The organism is Thioalkalivibrio sp. ALE9 (genome assembly GCF_000377445.1).
Taxonomy (GTDB): Bacteria; Pseudomonadota; Gammaproteobacteria; order Ectothiorhodospirales; family Ectothiorhodospiraceae; genus Thioalkalivibrio.
Map to the genome: position 1 here is coordinate 130290 of NZ_KB898123.1, position 25581 is coordinate 155870.

Consider the following 25581-nt stretch of genomic DNA (forward strand, 5'->3'; position numbering starts at 1 on the left):
AGCCATGCAGTTATCTCGTCATTGCTTGATCAGAAACCCGGTGCAGCCACCACAGGGGGGCCAGGTGCACCAGGAGGAAGATGCCGAACAGGGCCGGTAGGTCCGGCTCGTCCAGGTAAGCGAACGCCACCCCGAATGCCACCGCGATGATTGCCAGTCGTCCCAGCTGGGCGCCCATCATGCGGGCGGTCAGCGAGCCCACCTGATCGGCTCGATAGGGCCGAAACACGACGACCGCGGCCACGGCGTTGCCGAGGGTCGCGGTCATGCCGCCCACCGCGGCCGAGATCGCCACGATCGGGGGGAACAGGGCCAGAAGCAGGCCCGACAGAATCAGCGTTAAGGCGAGCTGCAGACCCAGCGATTGTAAGGCGTGTCTGAAGCGTCGCGGTGTCATTCAGCGGATGGGCACACCCACCCCTCTCCCAAAAAGTGCGCGTAGTATAAGAGCGCCCTTCTATTAGGTCAAACCGTTATGGGGCTGTAAGCAGGGGTTTGGGCCCGGTGCGGGCGGGGCGCGCGGACGGCGTTGCCGGGAGGATTGGCGCGGGGAGTCCGCGGCCTCTACTGGATGTGTTCGAGGATCCCGTCGAGCTCGTCGAGGCTGTTGTACTCGATGACCAGGCGGCCCTTGCCCTGGCGGTTGTAGCGCACCTGCACCGGGGCGCCGAGCTGGTCGGACAGGCGGCTTTCCAGTTGCCGGACTTCGGGCGAGGGTCCGGTGTCCTTCTTCGGCTCCGGGGTGGCGGCCAGGACCTTCTTCACCAATTGTTCGGTCGCGCGTACGGAAAGGCCGCGCTTGACCACGGTGGCGGCAACCCCCGGCTGATCGTCGAGGGGAACAGCGAGCAGGCAGCGCGCATGGCCCATTTCCAGGCGGCCCTCGTTGACGTGTTCCTTCACGCTGTCGTGGAGTTCCAGCAGGCGCAGCAGGTTGGTCACCGAGGTGCGCGAACGGCCCACGGCATCGGCCGCGGCCTGGTGGGTCATCTCGAACTCCCCGATCAGGCGCCGGATCGCCTGTGCCTCCTCCAGCGGGTTCAGGTCCTCGCGCTGGATGTTCTCGATCAGGGCCATCGCGGCGGCGGCCTGGTCGGGGATGTCGCGCACCACCGCCGGCACCGTCTCCAGCCCCGCGATCTGGGCCGCGCGCCAGCGGCGTTCGCCGGCGATCAGTTCGTAGCCATCCTCCAGCCGCCGGACGACGACTGGCTGCACGATCCCCTGGGCACGAATGGAGTCCGCGAGTTCCGCCAGGGCGGCCTCGGCCATATGCACGCGCGGCTGGTACTTGCCACGCCGGATCTGCTCGATCGGGAGTTGATCCAGGCTGTCGGCTTCGTCGCCGCCGGCCTGGGCGCCGGAGAGGAGGGCATCGAGGCCGCGGCCCAGTCCACGTTTCGCCATGGTCGATCGTTCCTGCAGACAGTCGGTTGGGGGGACGGGCGGCGTCAGCGCCGCAACATCTCGCCGGCCAGGGCCAGGTAGGCCACCGCGCCGCGCGAGGAGGCATCATACAACAAGGCCGGCTGGCCAAAACTGGGGGCCTCGGCCAGGCGGATGTTGCGCGGGATCACGGTGCGGAACACGCGGTCGCCGAAATGGCCGGTCAGCTGTTCGGAGACGTCCCCGGACAGGCGGTTGCGCGGATCGAACATGGTGCGCAGCAGACCGGAGATGCGCAGCTTCGGGTTGGGCCCGCGCTGGATGCTCTCGATGGTGCGCATCAGGGCGGTCAGGCCCTCGAGGGCGTAGTACTCGCACTGCATCGGGATCACGACGCCGTCGGCGGCGACCAGGCCATTGACGGTAAGCAGGTTCAGCGACGGCGGGCAGTCGACCAGGATGTGATCGTAGTTCGCCGCGGCCGCGCCCAGCGCATCCTGCAGGCGGTATTCGCGGCGATCGGCCTCCATCAGCCGGACCTCGGCCACGGTCAGGTCGCCGTTCGACGGGACCAGGTCGTAGCCGGCCTCCACGCGGTGGGCGGCCTCTGCGACCGTGGCCTGGCCCAGCAGCACTTCGCAGGAGGTGGGGTCGTCGGCATGCTTGTCCACGCCGGAGCCGGTGGTGGCATTGCCCTGGGGGTCCATGTCCACCACCAGTACGCGCTTGCCCAGGCGCGCCAGCGATGCGGCCAGGTTGACGCAGGTGGTGGTCTTGCCGACCCCGCCCTTCTGATTGGTGATCGCCAGTGTATCGGTCACGGCTCAGGTTCTCTCGATAATGGCAACGTGGCGCTCGGCCACCTCGCCGGGAATGGTAACCGGATCCACCCGGCGGTACGTCCAGGGGGCCGGCAGGGGGTCTTCGACCACCCACCTCTGGCCGAGCATGGCCAGCACCCGGCCCCCGGGCGCCACGGTGTGTGCGACCCGCGCGAGCATCTCGGCCGGCGCCTTGAACGCCCGCGACAGCACGGTGGTGTACGGCGCCTCGGGGTGGAAGTCCTCGATGCGCGCGTGGATCGCCTCGGCGTTCGCCAGACCGGTCAGGCCGATCACGTTACGCAGGAAGCGGATGCGTTTGGCCGCGCTGTCCAGCAGACAGAAGTCGCGCTCGCGTTCGGTCGCGGCCAGGATGAATCCCGGGAGCCCGGCCCCGGTGCCCACGTCGAGCACGCGCTCGCCCTGAAGATACGGGCGCAGGGTCAGGCTGTCGAGTACGTGACGTGGAATCAGCAAGGCGGGATCGCGCACCGCGGTAAGGTTGTGCACCCGGTTCCAGCGCTGGAGCTCGGCGAGGTAGGTCGCCAGCACCTCGCGGGCGCGGGCATCCAGGTCCCAGGCATCGGCACAGGACGCGAGCCGCGCCCCCCAGTCCTCACTCGCCACTGGCGCGCTGCTCCAAGGACACACTGATCCATGTACACCCTCGCGCTCGAGTCGCTTTTGCGTGCCAACAAGGCGCGGTGACCGCCGTGCAGTCATTCTGCACAAGGGAGCCGCAACGCCGTGCGCGCGCCCGTTTCTGATACCAACGGGCGGCCGAGCCCCTTCGGGGTTGGCACCCCAGGTTTTCGGATCCTGCGTTGCACCCCGAATCCATCAGAAACGGGCGGGTAGAACCACTACCCGCTGCGCGCCGCGCCTGGTCTCGGAAAACCTGGGGTACCAACGCGAGGGTGTACATGGATCAGTGTGTCCTTAGGTGTACGGCCAGGGCCGAGAGCGCGGCCGGGGTCACGCCGGGAATGCGCTGGGCCTGGGCCAGGGTATGCGGACGGAATTCGGCCAGCTTCTGGCGGATCTCGTTGGACAGGCCGTGGACCCGGTCGTAGTCGAGACCGTCCGGCAGGGCCGTCTGCTCGGCGCTGGCCTGGCGCTCGATCTCGGCCTGCTGGCGCTCGATGTAGCCGGCGTACCGGGCCTGGATCTCCGCCTGCTCGCGCACGTCCGGCGTGCAGCCCGTATCCAGTTCCGGGAGCGCCTGCATCAGGGCGTCGTAGCTGGCTTCGGGCCGGCGCAGCAGATCGAGCAGGGTCGCATCCGGGTCCGGGGCCTTGCCGAGGAGCTCGACCAGGGCCGGGCGGCTACGCTGATCGCGGTCCGGTCGGGTCTGGGCCAGGCGGGTCATCTCCGACTCGATCGCCGCGGCGCGGCGCTCGAACCGTGCCCAGCGGGCATCGTCGACCAGGCCGTACTCGCGGCCGACCGGGGTCAGGCGCAGATCCGCGTTGTCCTCGCGCAGCAGCAACCGGTACTCGGCGCGCGAGGTGAACATACGGTAGGGCTCCTGCGTGCCGCGGGTGACCAGGTCGTCGATCAGCACACCGATGTAGGCCTCGGAACGCTGCGGGATCCAGGGTTCGGCGTCCCGGGTCAGGCGGGCGGCATTGAGCCCGGCGACCAGGCCTTGCGCCGCGGCCTCTTCATATCCGGTGGTGCCGTTGATCTGCCCGGCGAAGAACAGATTGGCCACCTCGCGCGTGGCCAGCGACGGGCGCAGGCCGCGCGGGTCGAAGTAGTCGTACTCGATCGCGTAGCCCGGACGAGTAATGCGCGCGTGCTCGAATCCCTCGATGCTCTGCACCAGCGGCACCTGGATCGCATACGGCAGGGAGGTGGAGATCCCGTTCGGGTAGAGCTCGTGCGTGGTCAGCCCTTCCGGCTCGACGAAGACCTGGTGGCTGGTCTTGTCGGCAAAGCGCACCACCTTGTCCTCGATCGAGGGGCAGTAGCGCGGTCCGGTGCTGTCGATCTGGCCGGAATACATCGGCGCCTGATCGAGGTTCGCCCGGATCAGGTCATGGGTCTTCTCGCTCGTGCGTGCGATGTGACAGGGGCGCTGGGCCGGGTGATCACTGGTCGAGCCGGTGAACGAGAACACCGGGCGCGGGTCGTCTCCCGGCTGCACCTCGAGGCGCGCGAAGTCGACGCTGCGCCCGTCGATGCGCGGCGGGGTGCCGGTCTTCAGGCGCCCGACCGCAAAGGCCATCTCGCGCAGGCGCGCGGCCAGGCGCACGCTCGGCGGATCGCCCGCGCGGCCGCCCGGCTGCTGGGTCAGCCCGGTATGCATCTGGCCGTTGAGGAAGGTCCCCACCGTCAGCACGACGGCGTGGGCCTGGAACGCAGTCCCCGCCTCGGTGACCACGCCGGTCGCACGATCGCCCTCCATGGTGATGTCGGCCACCGGCTGCTGGAAGATCTCCAGATTCGGCTCGGCCTCCACGAACTGGCGAATGGCCTGGCGGTAGAGCTGCCGGTCGGACTGGGCGCGGGTCGCGCGCACCGCCGGGCCCTTGCGCCGGTTGAGGATGCGGAAGTGGATGCCGGCGGCATCCGCCGCACGTGCCATCACGCCCCCCAGGGCATCGATCTCCTTCACCAGGTGGCCCTTGCCGATGCCGCCGATCGCCGGATTGCAGCTCATCTGGCCGATGGTCTCGAGGTTGTGGGTCAGCAGCAGCGTGCGCGCACCCGCGCGCGCCGCGGCCAGTGCGGCCTCGGTGCCGGCGTGTCCGCCGCCAATCACGATGACATCGAATGTTTCTGCCATGACCTCTGCAAGCCCGGCCGGTGGTCGGCCCGAAAACGTAAAATCAGCAGTTTAGCAGGAGTGGCGGCGGCGTCGAAGCGGCCGCATGGGGATCCATGTTTCCCTGCGCCATCACTTGCCGATGCAGAACCCGGCGAAGATCTCGCCGAGCAGGGCCTCGTGGTCCTGGCGACCCAGCAGGGCATCCAGCGCGGCCTCGGCCAGGCGCAGCTCTTCGCCAATCACATCCGGCGGGGCCTGCGCGTCGATCGCGGCCAGGTGGTGGGCGGCCGAACGCAGACCATCGAGATGGCGCGCGCGCACGCTGAATCGCTGCTGCCCGCCCTCGCCGGCACCCAGGCGCTCGACGATCGCCTGCTTCAGTGCTTCGATGCCCGCACCCGTGCGCGCGGAGATGGCGATCCCCTCGCCTGGAAGGGAATCCTTTGCAACGCAGTCCTGCTTGTTCCAGACCGTAAGACGCGGGATCTCGGGCGCGGCCTCCAGATCGGGGACGGCCTCCGGCCGGGTCAGGTCCCGCAGCTCCACGATCAGATCGGCCCCGGTCGCGGCCTCGCGGGCGCGCTCCATGCCGATGCGCTCCACCGGGTCGTCGCTGGCATGCAGCCCTGCGGTATCGATCAGCTCGACCGGGATGCCGTGGATGGCGATCGGCGAGCGCAGCACATCGCGCGTAGTCCCGGGGCGGTCGGTGACGATCGCCACCTCACTCTCGGCCAGGCGGTTCATCAGGCTGGACTTGCCGACATTCGGGGCCCCCACCAGGGCCAGACGCAGGCCCTGGGCGAAGTACCGGGCCGGGCGCAGGCGCTCCAGCAACGCGACGATGGTGGCGTGCAGTTCCTCCGCCCGCCGGGCGATGTCCGGGGCCGCCTCGGATTCAAGATCGGTCTCGCCGAAGTCGATCTCGGCCTCGATGACCACGCGCATGTCGCGGATCGCGCGGGAGACCGGCTCCAGCTCCGCGGCCAGCGCACCATCGAGGCTGGAGCGGGCCAGGCGCGCGGCCTCGGCCGTCTGGGCATGGATCAGGTCGGCGACGGCCTCCGCCTGCGCGAGGTCGAGGCGGCCGTTCAGAAAGGCCTGTTCGGTGAATTCGCCCGGCCGCGCGCGGCGGGCCCCGAGATCGACCGACGCCGCGACCAGCGCCTCCAGCAGCACCGGGCTGCCGTGCCCCTGTAGCTCGACCACGTCCTCGCCGGTGAAGGAATGGGGGGCGGGGAAATAGAGGATCAGGCCATCGTCGATGGCCTCGCCACTGGCCGGATCGATGAGGCGGCCGTAGTGGGCATGGCGCGGTCGCAGGCTGTCGCGCCCGGTCAGGCGCCGTGCGATCTCCAGCGCCTCGGCGCCCGACAGGCGCACGACGCCTATTCCGCCGACCCCCGGCGGGGTGGCGACCGCGACGATGGTGTCCGCCACGGTCACGGCCCGGTCAGCTCTTCTGCTTGTCCGGGTCCTCGCCGCCCTCGATCTTGCGCGTGATGTACCACTGCTGGGCGATGGAGAACAGGTTGTTGGTGAACCAGTACAGGACCAGACCTGCCGGGAAGAAGGCGAAGAACACGGTGAACACGAACGGCAGCGCCATGAAGATCTTCTGCTGCACCGGATCCATCGGCGGCGGGTTCAGCTTGTACTGCACGAACATGGACACGCCCATCAGGATCGGCAGGATGAAGTACGGATCGCGTGAGGACAGATCCTGGATCCACAGCCACCACGGGGCCTGACGCAGTTCCACACTCTCCAGCAGCACCCAGTACAGGGCGATGAATACCGGGATCTGCACCAGGATCGGGAGACAGCCACCCAGCGGGTTGATCTTCTCCTTCTTGTACAGGTCCATCAGCGCCTGGTTCATGCGCTGCTTGTCGTCCTTGTAGCGCTCCTTCAGGGCCTGCAGCTTGGGCGCGACCTTGCGCATGCGCGCCATCGAGCGGTAGCTGGTCGCGGAGAGCTTGAAGAACGCCAGCTTGATCAGGATCGTCAGGATGACGATCGCCCAGCCCCAGTTGCCGACCACCGCATGGATCTTGTCCAGCAGCCAGAACAGGGGCTTGGACAGGAAGGTGAAGATGCCGTAGTCGACGGTCAGCTCCAGACCCTGTGCGATCTGGGAGAGCTCGTCCTGCAGCTTCGGCCCCACCCACAGGCGGGTGGAAAACGCGCCGCTGGAGCCGGCCGGGATCTGGATCGATTCGGAGTGGAGGCCGATCAGGTACTCGTCACCCACCTCGCCCGGCACCGCGCGGGCATAGAGCGCATTGACCTCGTCCTCGCCCGGGACCCAGGCGGACACAAAGTAGTGCTGGATCATCGCGACCCAGCCACCCTGGATGCGCGCCTGGATGGGGTCGTCGCGCAGCGACTCGAAGCGTTCGCGCTCGTAGCTCCCATCGAAATAGGCGGCACCGGTGAAGGTGTAAAGCCACCAGGACTCGCGGTCGGGCGTGGGGCCGTGACGCAGCTGACGGTACTGGCGACCGCTCCAGGTGGAATCCGAGCGGTTGTGGACCTCGTAGTCCACCTCGATCAGATGCGAGCCACGGGTGAAGGTATAGGTCTTGATGACCTCGATCTCGCCATCCTCGGAGGTCCAGCGCAGCGGGACCTCGAGGGTGTCCTGACCCTCGGCCAGTTCGAAGCGGTCCTGGTCGACCTGGAAATTGGCGTGATGCGACGGGGCGCGACCCTCCATGGAACGGTCGTTGACCCGATCATGGGTCAGGCCGCTCTGGGCAACATAGCCCCGGACCCGATGGTCGAACAGGCGCACAGGGACCAGCGGATCGTCCTGCAGGTCCCGCGGGTACTGCAGCAGGTCCGCCCGCAGGAGCGTACCGCCACGGGTATCGATCAGGATCTCGTGGGTGTCGGTGCGCACCGTGATCTGGCGGCGGTCCGGCTCCTGCAGCGTACTGACCTGTGGCGCATCGTCCGCGCGCGGCTGGTCCTCCGACTCGAACTGCGGCGCATCCGGCACATCCTCCGGCCGCGCGTCCGGATCCTCCTCGGCCTGCTCGGCGGTACGATCCGGCTGGGAGGGAGTGCCGTAATCCTGATTCCAGGCCTGCCACATCAGGAACAGGACAAAGGCCAGGGTTAGCCACAGGAGGGGACGAAGGTTATCCATGAGCGCGACTACTTTGAGGATCGAGTGCTGGGAGAATCGGAACGCGGTGCCGGAACCGGATCATAACCGCCCGGGGACCAGGGGTGGCAGCGCAGGATACGCCGCAGACCCAGCCAGAAGCCCCGCAGGACGCCGTGGGTCTCGACCGCCTCGACGGTATACGCCGAGCAGGTCGGGTAGTGACGGCAGTGCGGGGCCATGAACGGCGAAATCCCGTACTGGTAGGCCCGCACGGGCAGCAGGGCAATCTTGCGGGGCAGGCTCATTGCAGACGTTCCAGCAGGCTGTCGATTTCGGCGCGCAGCGCGCGCCGGTCGGCGGTCGCCGCGCCGCCCCGGGCCAGCACGATCATATCGACCGGCGGCAGCAGGGTGCGGCGCTGGCGAAATGCCTCGCGCACGATGCGCTTGATCCGGTTGCGGTCCGAGGCATGGCGCACATGCCGCTTGCCGATGGCCAGGCCCAGGCGCGCCTCGCCGGTCTCCGAAGGCCGGTAGAGCAATGTCAGGTCGCGACCGCGCTGACGCCGGGCATCCTCGAATACGCGTTGATAATCCGCACCCGTCAGCAAACGGACGCGGCGCGGAAAGGTCTGGATGGCTGGCGCCGCGGTCACGGGAGCCGGCGCGCCGCCCGGTTTACGGGCAGAGGCGCTTGCGGCCCTTGGCGCGACGGGCGTTCAGGACCTTGCGGCCACCACGGGTGGCCATGCGGGCCCGGAAGCCGTGCGTGCGGGCGCGGACGAGCCGGCTGGGTTGGAAAGTGCGCTTCATGTCGGTTCCCGTGACGCTTGGTTAAAGGGCGGTGAAAACTAGCGCTATCCGGGGACAAAGTCAATCTCGGGGTCGGGAAGCCGCTGGCACCGTGGGGCCGCATCGGCGTAGACTCGGGGACTTTCATTCCCCGCCGCCCCGGAGACAAACGCGTGTCAGCCAATGCCCTGTGGACAGCCTGTCTGGACCGCCTGCAGGGGAAGGTCAGCGAGCAACAACTGAACACCTGGCTGAGGCCGCTGCATGCCGAGGAGTCGGAGGGCGCGCTGCGCCTGCTGGCGCCGAATCAGTTTGTGTTCGAGCACGTGCGCGACCACCTGCTGGCCTCGATCGAGGAAACGGTGAGCGAGCTGCAGCCCGCGAACGACCCGGCCGGTCGGCGTGTGCGCCTCGGCATCGGCGGTGCGGAACTGCCGACGACCCCGGCCCCCGATCCCCACGAATCCCAGCGCGAGCGCGCCGCGGCGGAAAAGGCGAGCCCGCCACCCCGACCCCAGGGCCCGGTCAGCAACCTGAACCCCGCGTTCACCTTCGACACCTTTGTCGAGGGGAAATCCAATCAACTGGCGCGCGCCGCGAGTCTGCAAGTCGCGGAAAATCCCGGGGTCGCCTACAACCCGCTGTTCATCTATGGCGGCGTGGGGCTGGGCAAGACACATCTGATGCACGCGATCGGGCACAGCATCCTGGCGCGGCATCCGGAGGGGCGGATCATCTACCTGCACTCCGAGCGTTTCGTGGCGGACATGATCAAGGCGCTGCAGCACAACGCGATCGACGAGTTCAAGCAGCACTACCGCTCCGCGGACGCCCTGCTGATTGACGACATCCAGTTCTTCGCGGGCAAGGAGCGGTCGCAGGAGGAATTCTTCCATACCTTCAACGCCCTCCTGGAAGGCCAGCAGCAGATCATCCTCACTTCGGATCGCTACCCGAAAGAGGTCGAGGGTCTCGAGGAACGGCTGAAGTCGCGCTTTGGCTGGGGCCTGACGATCGCGATCGAACCGCCCGAACTGGAGACGCGCGTTGCGATCCTCCAGCGCAAGGCCGAGCAGGCCGGGATCGAGCTTCCCACCGAGGTGGCCTTCTTCATGGGCAAGCGCATCCGGTCCAACATCCGCGAACTGGAAGGCTCGCTGCGTCGGGTGATCGCCAACGCCCATTTCACCGGGAAGCCGATCACGCTGGACTTCGCGAAGGACGCGCTGCGTGACCTGCTGGCTGTACAGAACAAGCTGATTACCCTGGAGAATATCCAGAAGACCGTGGCGGACTACTATCGCGTGAAGGTCGCGGATCTGCTCTCCACCCGACGCAGCCGATCCATCGCCCGGCCGCGTCAGATCGCGATGGCACTGGCCAAGGAACTGACCCAGCACAGCCTCCCGGAGATCGGCCAGGCCTTCGGCGGGCGTGACCACACCACCGTGATCCATGCCTGCCGGAAGGTTGCGGAATTGCGCGAGGCGGATGCGAGCCTGGACGAGGACTACTCCAACCTGTTGCGGACATTGAGCAGTTGAACGCGGGGCATTCCGGTGGGCCGAAACCTGTGGATAAGCTGGGTGCAACACCGGTATGGATGCGGGGAAAAATCGAGGGGGCAAACTGTCCACAGGTTGGCAACAGGCTTCACAGAGGTAGAAGAACCCCAAGGGACAGAATTAAGTTTCTGATAAAAAAGAAGATATAGGGTTTTCTTCACAGGGAAGTCGGCCTCTTATTATCACTAGATGAATATCTAAACAGACTAGATACAGGACATCGCCATGGAACTGTCTTTCAATCGCGAGACGATGACCGAAGCGCTGCAACGGATTGTGGGCGCGGCCGAGAAACGATTGACGATGCCCATTCTCGGGAACGTGCGCCTGCGCCCGGATGACCATGGCGCGATCCGGATGGACACCACCGATCTCGAACTCGCTTGGCAGGCCGGCGCCGAGGGCTCAATTCCCGGGGAATGCGATGTTACGGTCTCGGTTCGCAAGCTGCTCGACGTGGTCAAGGCCGCACCGGCCGACAGCGAGATTCGCGCGAAGGTCGAGGGCGAACGCATGACGGTCGGTTTCGGGGGCTCGCGCTTCAGTCTGGCCACGCTCCCGGGGGCAGATTTTCCCGATTGGGAGGCGCGTGGGTCTGAGGTCGTGCTGGATGTGCCGCAGAATCGGCTACGGCGATTGCTCGAGGCCACGATGTTCTCCATGGCTCAGCAGGACGTGCGCTACTACCTGCAAGGGCTTCTCCTGGTCGCCAGTGGCAACAGTCTGCGGGCGGTAGCCACGGATGGTCATCGCCTGGCGCTCGCCGAGGTGGAGCTGGAACAGCCGGTGGAGGAGCGGATCGAACGCATCGTGCCGCGCAAGGCCGTCGCCGAACTGCGGCGTAACCTGGCCGATGACGACACGTCGGTGCGCATCGGCTTTGGGGAAGACCAGGTGGTGTTCGAACTCGGCAGCGCGGTGTTGCGCAGCAAGGTGATCGAAGGGCGGTTTCCGGACTACGAACGGGTGATCCCGGCGGACCTTCCGGCCACCCTGCGGGTGGACCGCGAGATCCTGAAGCAGGCACTGGGGCGCGTCGCGATCGTCGCGAGCGACAAGTATCGGGGCGTGCGGATGGTGCTGGGCGAGAGCGGGTGTCAGGTCATGACCCATAACGCCGATCGTGAAGAGGCCCAGGAGTCGGTGGAGGCGGAATACGACGGGGGCCCGATGGAGATCGGGTTCAACCTGGGCTACCTCGCGGATGTGCTGAATGTGCTGGAGACCGACCAGGTGCGGATCGGGCTGCGGGACGGCAACTCGTCCATCCTGATCCAGGCGGAACCGCCGGGCGGGGCACGCTACGTCGTCATGCCGATGCGGCTCTAGGGAAACACCGATCCATGTATACGCTCGCGTTGGTATCCCGGGTTTTCCGAGACCGGACGCGTCGTGCATCGGGTAGTTCTACCCGCCCGTTTCTGATGGATTCGGGGCGCAACGCAGGATCGGGGAACAGGGGGCGCCAACCCCGCAACCGAATCAACGAAGGGGCTCGGCCGCTCGTTTTTAATGAGAACGGGCGCGCGCACGGCGTTGCGGCTCCCTTGTGCAGAATGACTGCACGGCGGTCACCGCGCATTAAACGCACGCAAGAGCGACTCGAGCGCGAGCGTGTCGATGAATTCGTGTTTCCGTAGGCTGGAGGTTGTGTGCTGGAGTCGCTCTGGTGGCAGGGGGTGCGGAATCTCGAGGAGCAGACGCTGGCACTGGGGCCGGGGATCAATCGCCTGATTGGCCCGAATGGCGCGGGAAAGACTTCGGTGCTTGAGGCCGTCCACATCCTCGCGGCGGGGCGTTCGTTCCGGACGCAGCAATTGCGGCGGGTATTGCGTACGGGCGGCGAGTCGCTGTGGGTTGGCGGAGAGGTCCGCGACGGGCGTGGCGGGGCGCACCGCCTGGGCGTCGTCTGGGATGGGACGCGGCGATCCCGCCTGGATGGTCGCTGGATGGAGGGCCATGCGACGGTGGCCGAATGGCTGCCGGTGCGCACCCTGCATGCCGGTTCGTTCGAATTGCTGACCGGGGGGCCGGAGGAGCGGCGTCGTCTGCTGGACTGGGGCTGTTTTCATTCAATCCCGGGATACCGTGAGAACTGGCAACGCTGGAAACGCGCCCACGATCAGCGCAATGCGGCCCTCCGCACCGGCGACCGGGCTGCCGCCCGGGAGTTTGAACGCCCGTGGGTGGAATTCGGGGTGGCGATCAGCGAGGCGCGGGCGCGATACGTCGAGGCTTGGGAAGGGGGCACCGCAGAGGCAGCGGAACGATTCGGGTTTGGCGACCGGCTGGGCGACCTGGGCTTGCGGGTTCGCATGGGGTGGGATCGGGACCGCAGTCTTGGGGAGGCCCTGGAGCGTAGCCGGGGCAGCGACGAGGAGCGCGGGTTCGCGCAGGTCGGGCCACAACGGGCGGATATCGACCTCCGGTTGGCGGGGCGGGCGGCAGCCGAGGCCTCCCGGGGGGAGCAAAAGCGGGTCGTGACAGCGCTGGTTGGGGGGCAGGCCCGAATGCTGGAACGCGAGTGCGGTCGGGCACCCGTGGTGCTGCTGGACGATGTCGTCTCCGAACTGGACCGGGAGGCGGTGGAGGGGCTGATGGCCGGACTGAGGGAGTCCGGTTGGCAGATCCTGGTGACGGCCGTGGAGGATGCGGTGCCGGGGCTGGTCGGAGCGGACGCGGGCGAATTGTTCCACGTGAAACATGGCCGCGTCACACCGGCCAACCCCGCCTGATCGCTCTTTCTTTCCCGAATCCCGCCTGCCCCGAGGCTCCTGTAGCCTCTCGAAGCCCGCCCACCGGTTGCCCCCGTCTTTGCGCTATACTGGCGTGTCTGCAACTCGCCGGATGACCACCTGCATGTCCGATATCGAATCCCAAGATCCCGCCGCCTACGATTCTTCCCAGATCCGTGTCCTCAAGGGTCTCGACGCCGTGCGCAAGCGACCCGGGATGTACATCGGCGATACCGATGACGGGACGGGCCTGCACCACATGGTCTTCGAGGTCGTCGATAACTCCATCGACGAGGCCCTGGCCGGTTGCTGCGACAGCATCGAGGTCACGATCCACGAGGACAACGCGGTCTCCGTCAGCGACAACGGTCGCGGTATCCCGGTGGATATCCATGAAGAAGAAGGCAAGTCCGCGGCCGAGGTCATCCTCACCGTCCTGCACGCCGGCGGAAAGTTCGACAACAACTCGTACAAGGTCTCCGGCGGGCTTCACGGTGTGGGTGTCTCGGTCGTGAACGCCCTTTCAGAAGAGCTGCGCCTCGAGATCCATCGCGACGGCAAGCGCCACGAACAGACCTACCACCTCGGGGTCCCCGCGGCGCCGCTGGCCGAAACCGGCACGACCGACCGCCACGGCACCCGCGTATGGTTCCGGCCCAGCCCCGAGATCTTTACCGACATCAATTTCCACTACGAGGTGCTGGCCAAGCGTCTGCGCGAACTGTCGTTCCTGAACTCGGGGGTCCGCATCACCTTGCGCGATCATCGCGACAACCGCGAGGAGACGTTCGTCTTCGAGGGCGGGATTCGGGCCTTCGTCGAGCATCTCAACCAGAAGAAGACCGCGTTGCATCCCACCGTGGTCTATGCCGACCAGATGCGAGATGACTATGCGGTCGAGGTGGCGCTGCAGTGGAATGACTCCTACCAGGAGAATATCTTCTGCTACACCAACAACATCCCGCAGCGCGATGGTGGCTCCCACATGGCGGGCTTCCGCGCGGCGCTGACGCGGACCATCAACCAGTACCTGGAGACCGAAGGCCTGATCAAGAAGGCCAAGGTGGCCACGGCGGGCGACGACATGCGCGAGGGCCTGACGGCCGTACTGTCGGTGAAGGTGCCCGATCCGAAGTTCTCCTCCCAGACCAAGGACAAGCTGGTCTCCTCGGAGGTCAAGCCGATTGTGGAGAGTGTGCTGTCGGACGCCCTCAACAACTTCCTGCTGGAGAATCCGCAGGAGGCCAAGGCGATTACGGAGAAGGTCCTGGACGCCGCGCGTGCTCGCGAGGCCGCCCGCAAGGCCCGCGAGGTGACCCGCCGCAAGGGGGCCCTGGATATCGCCGGGCTCCCCGGCAAGCTGGCCGACTGCCAGGAGAAGGATCCGGCCCAGTCCGAGCTCTACCTGGTGGAGGGCGACTCCGCGGGCGGATCGGCCAAGCAGGGGCGGGACCGTCATTTCCAGGCCATTCTGCCGCTGAAGGGCAAGATCCTGAATGTCGAACGGGCGCGCTTTGACCGCATGCTCGGCTCGGCTGAGGTCGGGACCCTGATTACCGCCCTGGGCTGCGGTATCGGCAAGGAAGAGTACGACCCGGACAAGCTGCGCTACCACCGCATCATCATCATGACGGATGCCGACGTGGACGGCTCCCATATCCGAACCCTTCTGCTCACGTTCTTCTTCCGCCAGATGCCGGAGCTGATCGAACGTGGCCATGTCTATATCGCTCAGCCACCGCTGTACAAGATCAAGCGGGGCAAGCGCGAACAATACGTGCGCGACGAGGCCGAGATGGGCGAGATCGTGATCTCTCTGGCCTTGGATGGTGCCGCGCTTTATCCCAGCCCGGATGCCCCGCCCATTACCGGCGAGGCCTTCGAGGATCTGGTGAAGGGCTACCAGAAGGCCGCCCGCGCGGTCGAGCGCTTGGGCCGCATGTACGACCCGCGCATCCTCTGGGCGATGCTCGAGGCCGACGCCATCCCGGAGCCGCGTAGCGTCACCAATCCGGAGGTGCAGGCCTGGTTCGGCCGCATCCTCGAGGGGCTCTCCAGCGACAAGGCCGGCGCGACGCGCTACAGCCTGGGGGCAGTGACCGACCGCGACGGCCATGCCCAGCTGAGCCTGGACCGGATCGAGCACGGCGCGGCGCTGTCCCAGTACATCAACGACGATACGCTGGCCTCGCGTGATTTCCAGGCTGTGCTGGACCTCTCCGCCCGACTCAATGCGTTGCTGGACGAAGGCGCCTACATGAAGCGCGGCGAGCGGGTCCACCTGATTGAGGGATTCTCGGAAGCCATGGAATGGCTCCTGCACGAAGGCCGCCGCGGCCTGGCCACCCAGCGTTACAAGGGTCTGGGCGAAATGAACCCGGACCAGCTGTGGGAAACCACCATGAATCCCGAATCCCGCCGCCTCTTGCAGGTGCGTGTCGAGGACGCGATCCGGGCCGACGAGATCTTCACCACCCTGATGGGGGATCAGGTCGAACCCCGACGCGACTTCATCGAGACACGGGCGCTGAGCGCGGAGAACGTCGATATCTGACGGGCCCCGCCTCGCCCCGAATGTAGCCCCTGCGCATGGAGGTTCTGGCTGTCATCCTCACGCTGGTGGTCCTGAGCCTCGTCGGCTTCCGGGTGCACACCCACCTGGCAATCCACGAACGCCGGGTGGTATCCGCCTGGAATCGCCTGGACACACTGCTTACGCAACGCAACGGCCTCCTGCACATGATGGGATTGGCCGACCCCGATCCGCTCGTCGACGTCCAGACCGCCCTGCGTGCGCAGGAGGCTGCCCGACGCCGCGGGGATCTCCCCGCGCTGGCCCGAACCGAGCGCAGCATTCGAACCACGTGGGACTCCTATCTATCTGAATTATCAGACGAAAACGAGTTTCCATCGGCGGTTGTCGAGCGCACACCGGAACGCGTTGCGGCCCTGGATCAGGCCATCACTGACGCCCTCGCGCGATACAACGCCGCGGTAGCCGACTTTTCCGCCCTGCGCAGGCACTGGGCCCTGGGTCCCCTGGCGCGCCTCGCGGGCTATCAAACCTTCGATCCCATCGGACCCCCACCGGACACCTCGGCCTGAACCGGCTTGCATCCCCAGGGGGAACACCCTCCCGGGGATGCGGTCCGAATGGCATAATCCGCAGGCAGTCGCGCCCGTATGTTCTGACCGGTTCGCGCGACCCTGGCTCACCCGACCCCTGGAGAGACCGTGTCCAATCCCCTGCTGCAGACCGACCGGCTGCCCGCCTTCCGCTCCATTGAACCCGAACACGTGCTGCCGGCGGTGGAAACCGTGCTGGTCGAGAATCGAACCGAGATCGACCGTCTCGTGGAAGCGGCCGGGGACCAGCCGAGCTGGGATTCGCTGATCCGACCACTGCAGGAACTGGATGCCCGTCTGGATGCCGTCTGGTCCCCGGTCGGCCACCTGAACGCGGTGATGAACGGCCCCGCGATCCGCGAGGCCTACAACGCCAGCCTGCCCCTGCTTTCCGACTATGGCAGCTGGGTTTCGCAGCATCAGGGACTGTACCGCGCCGTCCGTGCCCTGGCCGACAGCGACGAATATGGAGATCTCCCGGCCCCCCGGCGCAAGGTCCTGGACGACATGCTGCGCGATTTTCATCTCAGCGGCGTGGACCTTCCCGAGCCCCAGCGCGACCGGCTGCGCGCGATCAACGCCCGGTTGTCCGAGCTCACTGCTCGTTTCGAGGAGAATGTGCTCGATGCCACCCAGGCGTGGACCTGGCAGACCGATGATCCCGCGGCCCTGGCGGGCATCCCCGAGTCGGATCGCGCCATGCTGGCCCAGAACGCCCGCGACCATGATCAGTCGGGCTTCGTCGTCACCCTCGACATCCCGAGTTACCTCGCGGTGATGACCCATGCCGAGGATCGCGAGCTGCGTTACCGGGTTTATGAGGCCTTCACCACGCGAGCCTCCGACCGCGGGCCGGGGGCCGGCAACCATGACAACTCCGAGATCATGGTCGAGATCCTGCAGCTGCGCGCGGAAAAGGCAGATCTGACGGGCTTCGCCCACTATGCCGAGCGTTCGCTGGCGACCAAGATGGCCACCAGCGCCGAACAGGTCGAAGGGTTCCTGCTGGATCTTGCCCACCGCGCACGCCCCCGGGCGGAACGCGACCTCGAGGAATTGCAGAGCTTTGCGCGGGACGAGCTCGATCTGGAGACGCTGGAGGCCTGGGACATGGCCTTCGCCGCGGAGAAGATGCGCGAACGGCGCCTGGGCCTGAGTCAGGAGATGCTGAAGCCCTATTTCCCCGCCGACCAGGCCGTGAACGGCCTGTTCGGCCTGGTCCAGCGCCTGTTCCAGGTCCGCTTCGAGCCCGACGACAGCGTCGAGACCTGGCATGATGATGTCCGCTTCTACCGTATTTTTGACGCGAAAGGCGCGGAACGCGCCGGCTTCTACTTCGATCTCTACGCCCGCAAGAACAAGCGCGGGGGCGCCTGGATGGATGTCTGCCGCAACCGCTTTGTCTCGGGTGATCGCGCCCAACTGCCGGTCGCGTACATGACCTGCAACTCCACCCCTCCGGTGGACGGCAAGGCCGCCCTGTTCACCCATGACGAGGTGATCACCCTGTTCCACGAATTCGGGCATGGACTCCACCACATGCTGACCCGCGTCGACGAACCGGACATCGCCGGCATCAACGGGGTCGAGTGGGATGCGGTGGAACTCCCCAGCCAGTTCATGGAGAACTGGTGCTGGGAGCGCGAGGCCCTGGACCTGTTTGCCCGTCACCACGAGACCGGGGAGGCGATGCCCGAGGACCTCTACCAGCGTCTTCTGGGCACGCGTCACTTCCATGCCGCCCTGCAGCTGCTGCGCCAGGTCGAGTTTTCCCTGTTCGATATGCGCCTGCACGCCGGTCCGCCCCCGGGCGACGCGGCCGCCATCCAGCACCTGCTGGAGGCGGTTCGGGAAGAGATCGCGGTGGTGCATCCGCCGGAATTCAACCGCTTCGCCCACGGCTTTGGCCACATCTTCGCCGGCGGCTATGCCGCTGGCTATTACAGCTACAAGTGGGCCGAGGTCCTGTCCGCGGATGCCTTTGGCCGCTTCGAGGAAGAAGGCCTGTTCTCCCCGGAAGTCGGCGCCGCCTACCTGCACGAGATCCTCGAGGCGGGAGCCTCGCGGCCCGCCGCTGATTCCTTCCGGGCGTTCCGGGGTCGTGATCCCCAGATCGATGCCCTGTTGCGCCACAGCGGCCTGGAGGACGCCGCGTGAAGATCGCCAGCTGGAACGTCAATTCGCTGAAGGTTCGCCTGCCGCAGGTGCTCGAGTGGCTCTCGAGCTCGCGCACCGACATCCTGGCGCTGCAGGAAACCAAGCTGACCGACGAGAACTTCCCCGTGTCCGCCATTCAGGACGCCGGCTACCAGGTGGTGTACTCGGGCCAGAAGACCTACAACGGCGTGGCGATCCTGTCGCGCACCGAGGCGACCGAGGTCGTCACCGATCCGCCCGGGCTCGAGGATGCCCAGCGCCGTATCCTGGCCGCCACCATCGGCGACATCCGCGTGGTCAACCTGTACGTGGTCAATGGCGAGAACGTTGGCACCGAGAAATACGCCTACAAGCTCGACTGGCTGGCACGCATGCGCGACTGGCTGGCCGACGAGATCGCTCGGCATCCGAATCTGGTGGTTCTGGGCGACTTCAACATTGCCCCCGACGATCGTGATGTCCACGACCCCGAGGCCTGGCACGAACGCATCCTCTGCTCCACGCCCGAACGTGAGGCCCTGGCAGCCCTCACCGGTCTGGGCCTGGTCGATACCTTCCGCGCCTTCGACCAGCCGGAGGCGGAGTTCTCCTGGTTCGACTATCGCGCCGCGTCGTTCCGCCGCAACCGCGGCCTGCGGATCGACCTGGTCCTGGCCAGCGCGCCACTGCAGGCGCGCCTGCAGGCCGCCGGCATCGATCGCGAACCGCGCTCCTGGGAGCGTCCTTCCGACCATGCCCCGGTCTGGGCGGAATTCTCCGACTAGCCGAGACCACTCACCGGCCCGCCTGACCACTGGGAGCGACCCGTGAAGTACAAGGATCTGCGTGATTTCATCGACGGCCTCGAACAGCGCGGCGAGCTGCGTCGCATCACCCGCGAGGTGGACCCGAACCTCGAGATGACCGAGATCGCCGACCGCGTCTTGCGCGCCGGCGGCCCGGCCTTGTTGTTCGAGAACCCCACCGGATCCGACATCCCGGTTCTGGCCAATCTCTTCGGTACTCCCGAGCGGGTGGCCATGGGTATGGGCGAGGACTCGGTCGAGGCTTTGCGTGAGGTGGGACGTCTGCTCGCCTTCCTCAAACAGCCGGATCCGCCCAAGGGGTTGAAGGCCGCCTGGGAGCAGTTGCCGGTCTTCCGCAAGGTCCTGGACATGGCCCCGAAGAAGACCCGCGGGGCCGCCTGCCAGCGCCATGTGATCGAAGGCGACGCGGTCGACCTGTCGACCCTCCCGGTGCAGACCTGCTGGCCCGGGGACGCCGGGCCCCTGATCACCTGGGGCCTGGTGGTTACGCGCGGCCCCGAGAAGTCACGCCAGAACCTGGGCATCTATCGCCAGCAGGTCATCGGTCGCAACCGGGTGATCATGCGCTGGCTGTCGCATCGTGGCGGCGCGCTGGATTTCCAGGAGTGGACCCGCGCCCATCCCGGCGAGCCGTTCCCGATTGCCGTAGCCCTGGGCGCCGACCCCGCCACCATCCTCGGCGCGGTCACCCCGGTGCCCGACACCCTGTCGGAATATGCCTTTGCCGGCCTGCTGCGTGGCAGCCGTACGGAGGTTACCCGTTGCATGGGTTCCGACCTCGAGGTGCCGGCGTCGGCCGAGTTCGTGCTGGAGGGCCATATCCACCCGGGCGACACCGCGCCCGAAGGCCCGTTCGGCGACCATACCGGCTACTACAACGAGGTCGACGAGTTCCCGGTGTTCACCATTGACCGGATTACCCACCGCGACGACCCGATCTATCACTCCACCTACACCGGCCGCCCCCCGGATGAACCCGCCGTCCTCGGCGTGGCCCTGAACGAGGTCTTTATCCCGATCCTGCAGAAGCAGTTCCCGGAGATCGTGGACTTCTACCTGCCCCCCGAGGGTTGCTCCTACCGCCTTGCCGTAGTCTCCATGCGCAAGCAGTACCCGGGCCATGCCAAGCGCGTGATGATGGGCGTGTGGTCGTTCCTGCGTCAGTTCATGTACACCAAGTTCGTGATCGTGGTCGATGACGATGTGAACACCCGCGAATGGAATGACGTGATCTGGGCCATCACCACGCGCATGGACCCGGCGCGGGATACCACGCTGGTGGAAAACACCCCGATCGACTACCTGGACTTCGCCTCCCCGGTGTCCGGGCTCGGATCGAAGATGGGCATGGACGCCACCTCCAAGTGGCCGGGCGAGACGGATCGCGAATGGGGGCGGCCAATCGCCATGGACGAGGCGGTGAAACGCCGGGTTGACGAGATCTGGGATGACCTGGGGTTATGACGCGTGAGCCGCCGCGCTGTCCGGGCCGGTGGCTGGCTGCTGCCGGGCGTGCTGCTGGCCCTGGCCGGCTGTGCCGCCGTCCCGGAGCGTGACTCGATGCGGGCGGACTCAACCCCTGCAGAGCAAACCCCCACCGCGACCGCGATTGCGCCCGACCGCATCCGCCACTGGCCGGCCGATGCCCCGGCCGCGGTCGTGATCGCCCTGCACAGCTTCCGCGACCATGCCGGGGCGTATGCCTCCCTCGGTCCGTGGCTGGCCGAACGCGGGTACAGCGTTCACGCCCTGGATCAGCGCGGGCATGGCGCCAGCGAGCCGCATGGGCGCTGGCCCGGGATGCAGCCCGTGATCGAGGATGTGGTTGCGATGGTCCATGCCGCCCGCGCGGAGGATCCGGACCGGCCCGTCTTCCTGCTGGGGGAGAGCATGGGGGGCTCGGCCGCACTGGCGAGCCTCGCGACGTATCCGGAACTCGATGTCGCCGGCGTGATCGCGGTGGCCCCGGGCCTGCGTGGCGGCATACCCGCGCGCGGGTTCTGGGACGCCGCGGTGCGCACCGGCGAGACCCTGGCCGGGGGCCTGACGCTCACCATCGACCCCGACTACGCCGACAGCCTGGACCCCGCCGCGGTGGAGCGATTCGCCAACGACCCGCAGGTCATCCGCCGAGTGCGGTTGGATACCTATGCCGGCGTGGTCTGGCTCGCGCAGTACGCCACCGATTACATCCACCACGTGACGGTCCCGGTAGTCTATTTGTGGGGCGAGCAGGACGGGACGATCCTGAAACCCTCGGTATGCGCCGCCGCCCGCGCGCACCCCGGGCATCGGGCGGAGGTCTGGACCGAACCGCACTGGCCGCACCTGCTCCTGCACGCCCCGGACTGGCCGACCACCGCCACCCGTCTGGTCGACTGGATGCAGCGGGTGACGGACGACGCACCAGGCCCGCGGGTTGCGCGGGCTCCCGCCGCCTGCGACTAGTCGCCCAGGTGGGCGCCATCCTCCGGCGCCGCCGACCAGGTCGCGATATCGCGGCCCATCGCCTGTACCGTGCGGCCGAGCACCGAGCACGACCCCTTGAAGCCTCCAAACGCACCGCCACCGGAGAAGCGCCGCGAGGTAAAGCTGGCCTCTTCCTCACCATCGCTGTAGAGCGTGCCGGCGGCCTCGGTGACCTTGCGATGGCCGATCCAGGCATTGCCGCCACTGACCGCGTCGGTCAGTTCCACCACCAGTACCTGACCCCCGGCGGAGGGGTCGACGCTCGCCTCGCGTTCGAAGCGCAGGCCCTGGTCGGCGCCATAGTGGGCGATGAACTCGGAGAACTGTTCCTCCAGGTTGCACTCCTGACGGATATTGCTGGCGATGGTGGCATCGGCACTGTAGGGCACCGAATGGGCAACCCGGATCACCGGTGCGTCCGCCGGGACATCCGCGGTCGCGGCCGGGGCCTCGGCCTCCGCCGCGCGGTCGCTGGAATCGGTGGAACGGGTCTCGTTGGAGGCACAGCCTGTCGCGAGCAGCAGGCCGGCCCCGGCCGCAATCAGCAAATGACGCATGGCATTCCCTTGTCGTTTTTGTGGAACGTATCCGATTCTGCCCAACCCGCTCGCGGGGCGAAACCCCCAGGGCTGGTTTCCGCGAGATCTCCATCCGGGCCACCCGGCGGGATTGCGGTTGCTTGCGTTCCGCTTGCTCCTGGCGAGAATGATCGGCTTTCCGCGACCGGGGGTTTCCATGGCGTTCGATGTCACCATTCAGCCCAGTGGCCACGTGTTCGAGGTCGAGGACGACGAGACCGTCCTCGAGGCCGCCCTGCGCCAGGGCTATGCGTTTCCCTACGGCTGCCGCAATGGCGCCTGCGGCTCCTGCAAGGGGCGGGTCCTGCAGGGCGAAGTCGATCACGGACCGACCCGGCCGCAGGGCATCACCGACGCCGAACTGGCCGACGGCATGGCCCTGTTCTGCCAGGCCGTGCCGGTGGACGATCTGGAGATCGAGGTGCGCGAGATCGGCGCCGCCCGGGATATCGTCGTCAAGACCCTGCCGTGCCGTGTGGCGGAGCTGAACCGCCTCGCGGACGATGTGATGGAGCTGCGCCTGCAGCTACCGGCCACCGAACGCCTGCAGTTCCTGGCCGGGCAGTACCTGGACGTGCTGCTGAAGGGCGGCGACCGCCGCAGCTACTCGCTCGCCAACGCCCCGCATGACGATGCCCAGCTGGTTCTACACGTGCGGCAGATGCCGGGCGGGCGTTTCTCCACCATGGTGTTCGAGGAGCTCAAGCCCAAGGCCCTGCTGCGCATCGAGGGCCCGCTCGGCAGTTTCTTCGTCGACGAGGAATCGCCGAGGCCGCGCCTGTTCGTCGGCGGCGGCACCGGTTTCGGACCGCTGAAGGGTATGTTGGATCACCTGGCCGCGGAGGGGCTGGATCGGCCGCACCACCTGTTCTGGGGCGCGCGCGCGGCGGAAGGCATCTATGCCCCGGACTGGCTCACCCGAATGACGGACGAGCACGCCGAGTATTTCCGCTTCACGCCGGTCCTGTCCGATACCCCGGCCGAGACGGCCGCCGGTTTTGCCGCGGTCAGCGGCTGGCCGCACGACGCGGTGCTCGCTGAATATCCGGACCTGTCCGGCTTCGACGTCTACATGGCCGGGCCTCCGGCCATGATCCACGCCGCCCGCGAGGCCTTCCGCGCCGCCGGCCTGCCGCAGGAGCAGCTCTACTACGACAGCTTCGAGCCCGCCACCCCGGCCGAGTAAATTCGCCGGCGTTCGCAGGGCTTGTTCACCACGAAGCGCACGAAGGCACGAAGAAATTCAAGGGCGAAAAGCCTGAACAGGAAGACGCGAAGACAGGAAGATTTCTTGGGGGCATCAGAGAGTTCCCTGACGCTGGTGCTTGCAAGGCGTTGATCGTTTGGTCAACGCCCAAGCTGTAGAACCTTCCGATCTTCCAGTCTTCCTGTGAAAGGCTCTTGTCGTGGTGGATGATCAGGTGCGGTCCGTGCGTAGTTGGTCTGCCAGGCGGTGGACGGCGGCCAGCATGGCGGTGTCGGTGGGGTCCTCGGCGGTTTCCACCGCGGCCTTGAAGCCGAGTTCCCGCGCGATCTCGGCGATGCGCTCGCTGCCGACCACCAGCGGGGTCTTGCGCAGCCACATGCGGCCCAGCTTGCCGACCATCTCGTAGAGGTTGCGCAGGCCCTCGCCACTGGTGATGGTGATGATGTCGATCTGCCCGCGCGAGAAGGAATACATCAGTTCGCCGGTATCGCCCTCGGGGCGTCCGCGGCGGTAGGCCTCGGCAAAGGTCACCTCGGCGCCGCGTTCCTTCAGCGTGTCGCCCAGCAGCTCGCGCCCGCCGTCCCCGCGGAAGATCACCACGCGCTTGCCGGCCACGTCCTGCATGGCCTCCTGCGCCAGCAGCGCCTCGCTGTCGAAACGCCGCGGGGGCAGGATATCCGCCGGGCGACCGAAGCCCTTCAGCTCCTGCGCGGTGCGGTTACCGATGGCGGCGATCTGCGTGGTCGCCGGCCAGTCGCGCTCCGCCAGTGCCAGGTTGAGTACGCGCTGCACCGCGTTCGGGCTGATGAACACCGCGATGTCGAAGTCCTCCAGCCGCTCCAGGATCTCGCGCAGGTTGGTGGGGTCGCTGGGGGCCAGGATCTCCAGCACGGGGAAACGGATCACCGTTGCGGCCTCCGCCGCCAGCGCCTCGCAAAAGGGCTCGGCCTGGGCGGCCGGGCGGGTCACCAGGATGCCGAGGCCGGCCAGCGGACCCTGACCCTCGGTGGCCACGGCGTTCTCGTCTTCGGATGCGGTCATGCGTCTACCCCTTCGTGTCCTGGCCGTGTTCGCGGTGGGCGGCCGCGAGCAGTTCACCCGCCCCCAGTTCCAGCAGCATGTCCGCGAGGCGAATCCCCAGGGCCTCGGCCTCGCCGCGCGGCCCGTCCACCTGGCGGCGCAGCAGGCGGCTGCCATCCACCGCGCCCACCAGTCCGTCCAGGTGCAGCTGGTCACCGGCCAGGGTGGCATGGGCCGCCAGCGGCACCTGGCAGCCGCCCTCCAGACGGCGGTTGAAGGCGCGTTCGGCACGCACGCGGTCGGCGGTGTCGGGGTCGTTGAGAGGCGCAATCAGGTCGCCGATCGCGCGGTCGCCCGCGCGGCATTCGATGGCGATGGCCCCCTGGCCGACCGCCGGGAGGCTGACGTCCGGCTCCAGGCAGGAGCGGATGCGTTCGTCGAACCCGAGGCGCTTGAGCCCGGCCGCGGCCAGCAGGATCGCGTCGTACTCGCCGGCATCCAGCTTGCCCAGGCGCGTGTTCACGTTGCCGCGCAGGTCGCGCACCTCCAGGTCCGGCCGCCGGGCCCGCAGCTGGCACTGGCGGCGCAGGCTGGAGGAGCCCACCCGCGCGCCCTGCGGCAGCTCGTCGACATGGGCGTAGCGGTTGGACACGAACGCATCATGCGGGTCTTCGCGGTCCAGGATCACGGGGAGTTCCAGCTGCTCCGGGAGCTCCATCGGTACGTCCTTCACCGAGTGCACCGCGATGTCGGCGCGGTCCTCCAGCAGCGCGATCTCCAGCTCCTTCACGAACAACCCCTTGCCGCCGATCCGGGCCAGCGGCGAGTCCAGCACGCGGTCGCCCTGGGTGGTCATGCCGACCAGTTCGACCGGACGCTCGGGTTCGCGGGCGCGCAGGCGGGCGGCGACATGTTCCGCCTGCCACATGGCAAGCGGGCTCTTTCGGGTGGCGATGCGTACAGGCTTCATGGGTTGTCCGGGCGAGCCACGGCGCAGGCGGCCGGGCGTTCAAAACGCACTAGTATAACGAT

23 protein-coding genes are annotated in these 25581 nt (G+C 67.2%); 10 read left to right on the forward strand and 13 right to left on the reverse strand.

Translation table 11 applies throughout. The annotated features are described in order from the left end of the window. Positions 1–10 precede the first annotated feature (10 nt). The 10 genes from D106_RS0103800 to rpmH form a co-directional block, all read right to left on the reverse strand. A complete protein-coding gene (locus D106_RS0103800) occupies positions 11–397 on the reverse strand; it encodes an ATP synthase subunit I (protein ID WP_018867616.1) in 387 nt (128 codons plus the stop codon). A gap of 167 nt (positions 398–564) precedes the next feature. Further along, positions 565–1407: a ParB/RepB/Spo0J family partition protein gene (locus D106_RS0103805; protein ID WP_018867615.1), complete on the reverse strand. Its 843-nt coding sequence runs from the start codon at positions 1405–1407 to the stop codon at positions 565–567. A 44-nt stretch (positions 1408–1451) separates the two neighbouring features. Next, on the reverse strand, positions 1452–2207 hold the full coding sequence (locus tag D106_RS0103810) for a ParA family protein (RefSeq protein ID WP_018867614.1): 756 nt from the start codon (positions 2205–2207) through the stop codon (positions 1452–1454). Positions 2208–2210: 3 nt separating this feature from the next. After that, positions 2211–2834: a 16S rRNA (guanine(527)-N(7))-methyltransferase RsmG gene (rsmG, locus tag D106_RS0103815; RefSeq protein WP_018879262.1), complete on the reverse strand. Its 624-nt coding sequence runs from the start codon at positions 2832–2834 to the stop codon at positions 2211–2213. Positions 2835–3135: 301 nt separating this feature from the next. Then, the gene (gene mnmG / locus D106_RS0103820) at positions 3136–4998 is read right to left on the reverse strand and encodes a tRNA uridine-5-carboxymethylaminomethyl(34) synthesis enzyme MnmG (RefSeq protein WP_018879263.1); all 1863 of its coding nucleotides are present in this window, start codon (positions 4996–4998) and stop codon (positions 3136–3138) included. A 111-nt stretch (positions 4999–5109) separates the two neighbouring features. Continuing rightward, a complete protein-coding gene (gene mnmE / locus D106_RS0103825; protein WP_018879264.1) occupies positions 5110–6426 on the reverse strand; it encodes a tRNA uridine-5-carboxymethylaminomethyl(34) synthesis GTPase MnmE in 1317 nt (438 codons plus the stop codon). 7 nt (positions 6427–6433) lie between these two features. After that, positions 6434–8134: a membrane protein insertase YidC gene (gene yidC / locus D106_RS0103830; protein ID WP_018879265.1), complete on the reverse strand. Its 1701-nt coding sequence runs from the start codon at positions 8132–8134 to the stop codon at positions 6434–6436. 8 nt (positions 8135–8142) lie between these two features. Continuing rightward, positions 8143–8400 carry a membrane protein insertion efficiency factor YidD gene (gene yidD / locus D106_RS0103835; RefSeq protein WP_018878241.1) on the reverse strand — a complete coding sequence of 86 codons (258 nt, stop codon included), beginning with the start codon at positions 8398–8400 and terminating at the stop codon, positions 8143–8145. Next, a complete protein-coding gene (gene rnpA / locus D106_RS0103840; RefSeq protein ID WP_018879266.1) occupies positions 8397–8750 on the reverse strand; it encodes a ribonuclease P protein component in 354 nt (117 codons plus the stop codon). The genes yidD and rnpA overlap by 4 nt, the downstream gene beginning before the upstream one ends. A gap of 22 nt (positions 8751–8772) precedes the next feature. After that, positions 8773–8907, reverse strand: a complete 135-nt coding sequence (gene rpmH, locus D106_RS0103845) for a 50S ribosomal protein L34 (RefSeq protein WP_018141118.1) — start codon at positions 8905–8907, stop codon at positions 8773–8775. Positions 8908–9059: 152 nt separating this feature from the next. Here rpmH and dnaA point away from each other — a divergent pair, with 152 nt between their 5' ends. From dnaA to D106_RS0103890, 9 genes are all read left to right on the forward strand, one after another. Next, positions 9060–10430 (forward strand): chromosomal replication initiator protein DnaA, encoded by a 1371-nt coding sequence (dnaA, locus tag D106_RS0103850; protein ID WP_018879267.1) that lies wholly within the window; start codon positions 9060–9062, stop codon positions 10428–10430. 246 nt (positions 10431–10676) lie between these two features. Further along, a complete protein-coding gene (gene dnaN / locus D106_RS0103855; RefSeq protein ID WP_018879268.1) occupies positions 10677–11780 on the forward strand; it encodes a DNA polymerase III subunit beta in 1104 nt (367 codons plus the stop codon). Positions 11781–12103: 323 nt separating this feature from the next. Continuing rightward, positions 12104–13186: a DNA replication/repair protein RecF gene (locus tag D106_RS0103860; RefSeq protein WP_018879269.1), complete on the forward strand. Its 1083-nt coding sequence runs from the start codon at positions 12104–12106 to the stop codon at positions 13184–13186. A 124-nt stretch (positions 13187–13310) separates the two neighbouring features. Beyond that, a complete protein-coding gene (gene gyrB / locus D106_RS0103865; RefSeq protein ID WP_018879270.1) occupies positions 13311–15740 on the forward strand; it encodes a DNA topoisomerase (ATP-hydrolyzing) subunit B in 2430 nt (809 codons plus the stop codon). Between the two features lie 35 nt (positions 15741–15775). Further along, positions 15776–16291 carry a hypothetical protein gene (locus D106_RS0103870; protein WP_018879271.1) on the forward strand — a complete coding sequence of 172 codons (516 nt, stop codon included), beginning with the start codon at positions 15776–15778 and terminating at the stop codon, positions 16289–16291. Positions 16292–16420: 129 nt separating this feature from the next. After that, the gene (locus D106_RS0103875) at positions 16421–18469 is read left to right on the forward strand and encodes a M3 family metallopeptidase (protein ID WP_018879272.1); all 2049 of its coding nucleotides are present in this window, start codon (positions 16421–16423) and stop codon (positions 18467–18469) included. Further along, the gene (xth, locus tag D106_RS0103880) at positions 18466–19233 is read left to right on the forward strand and encodes an exodeoxyribonuclease III (protein ID WP_018878235.1); all 768 of its coding nucleotides are present in this window, start codon (positions 18466–18468) and stop codon (positions 19231–19233) included. The genes D106_RS0103875 and xth overlap by 4 nt, the downstream gene beginning before the upstream one ends. A 42-nt stretch (positions 19234–19275) precedes the next feature. Continuing rightward, positions 19276–20739, forward strand: coding sequence for a 4-hydroxy-3-polyprenylbenzoate decarboxylase (gene ubiD, locus D106_RS0103885; protein WP_018867601.1), 1464 nt, complete (start codon positions 19276–19278; stop codon positions 20737–20739). A gap of 3 nt (positions 20740–20742) precedes the next feature. After that, positions 20743–21723, forward strand: a complete 981-nt coding sequence (locus tag D106_RS0103890; RefSeq protein WP_018879273.1) for an alpha/beta fold hydrolase — start codon at positions 20743–20745, stop codon at positions 21721–21723. On the opposite strand, the gene D106_RS0103895 is transcribed toward D106_RS0103890, so the two are convergent. After that, positions 21720–22301, reverse strand: coding sequence for a hypothetical protein (locus D106_RS0103895; protein ID WP_018879274.1), 582 nt, complete (start codon positions 22299–22301; stop codon positions 21720–21722). The two genes, D106_RS0103890 and D106_RS0103895, sit on opposite strands and share 4 nt — an antisense overlap. A 178-nt stretch (positions 22302–22479) precedes the next feature. On the opposite strand from D106_RS0103895, the gene D106_RS0103900 reads away from it, so the two are divergent. Continuing rightward, positions 22480–23508, forward strand: a complete 1029-nt coding sequence (locus D106_RS0103900; protein WP_018876801.1) for a CDP-6-deoxy-delta-3,4-glucoseen reductase — start codon at positions 22480–22482, stop codon at positions 23506–23508. Between the two features lie 231 nt (positions 23509–23739). Here the strand turns inward: D106_RS0103900 and D106_RS0103905 are convergent, their stop codons facing one another. Continuing rightward, positions 23740–24570 (reverse strand): uroporphyrinogen-III synthase, encoded by an 831-nt coding sequence (locus D106_RS0103905; protein WP_018879275.1) that lies wholly within the window; start codon positions 24568–24570, stop codon positions 23740–23742. Positions 24571–24574: 4 nt separating this feature from the next. Beyond that, positions 24575–25519, reverse strand: coding sequence for a hydroxymethylbilane synthase (gene hemC / locus D106_RS0103910; protein WP_081620055.1), 945 nt, complete (start codon positions 25517–25519; stop codon positions 24575–24577). Positions 25520–25581: the final 62 nt, after the last annotated feature.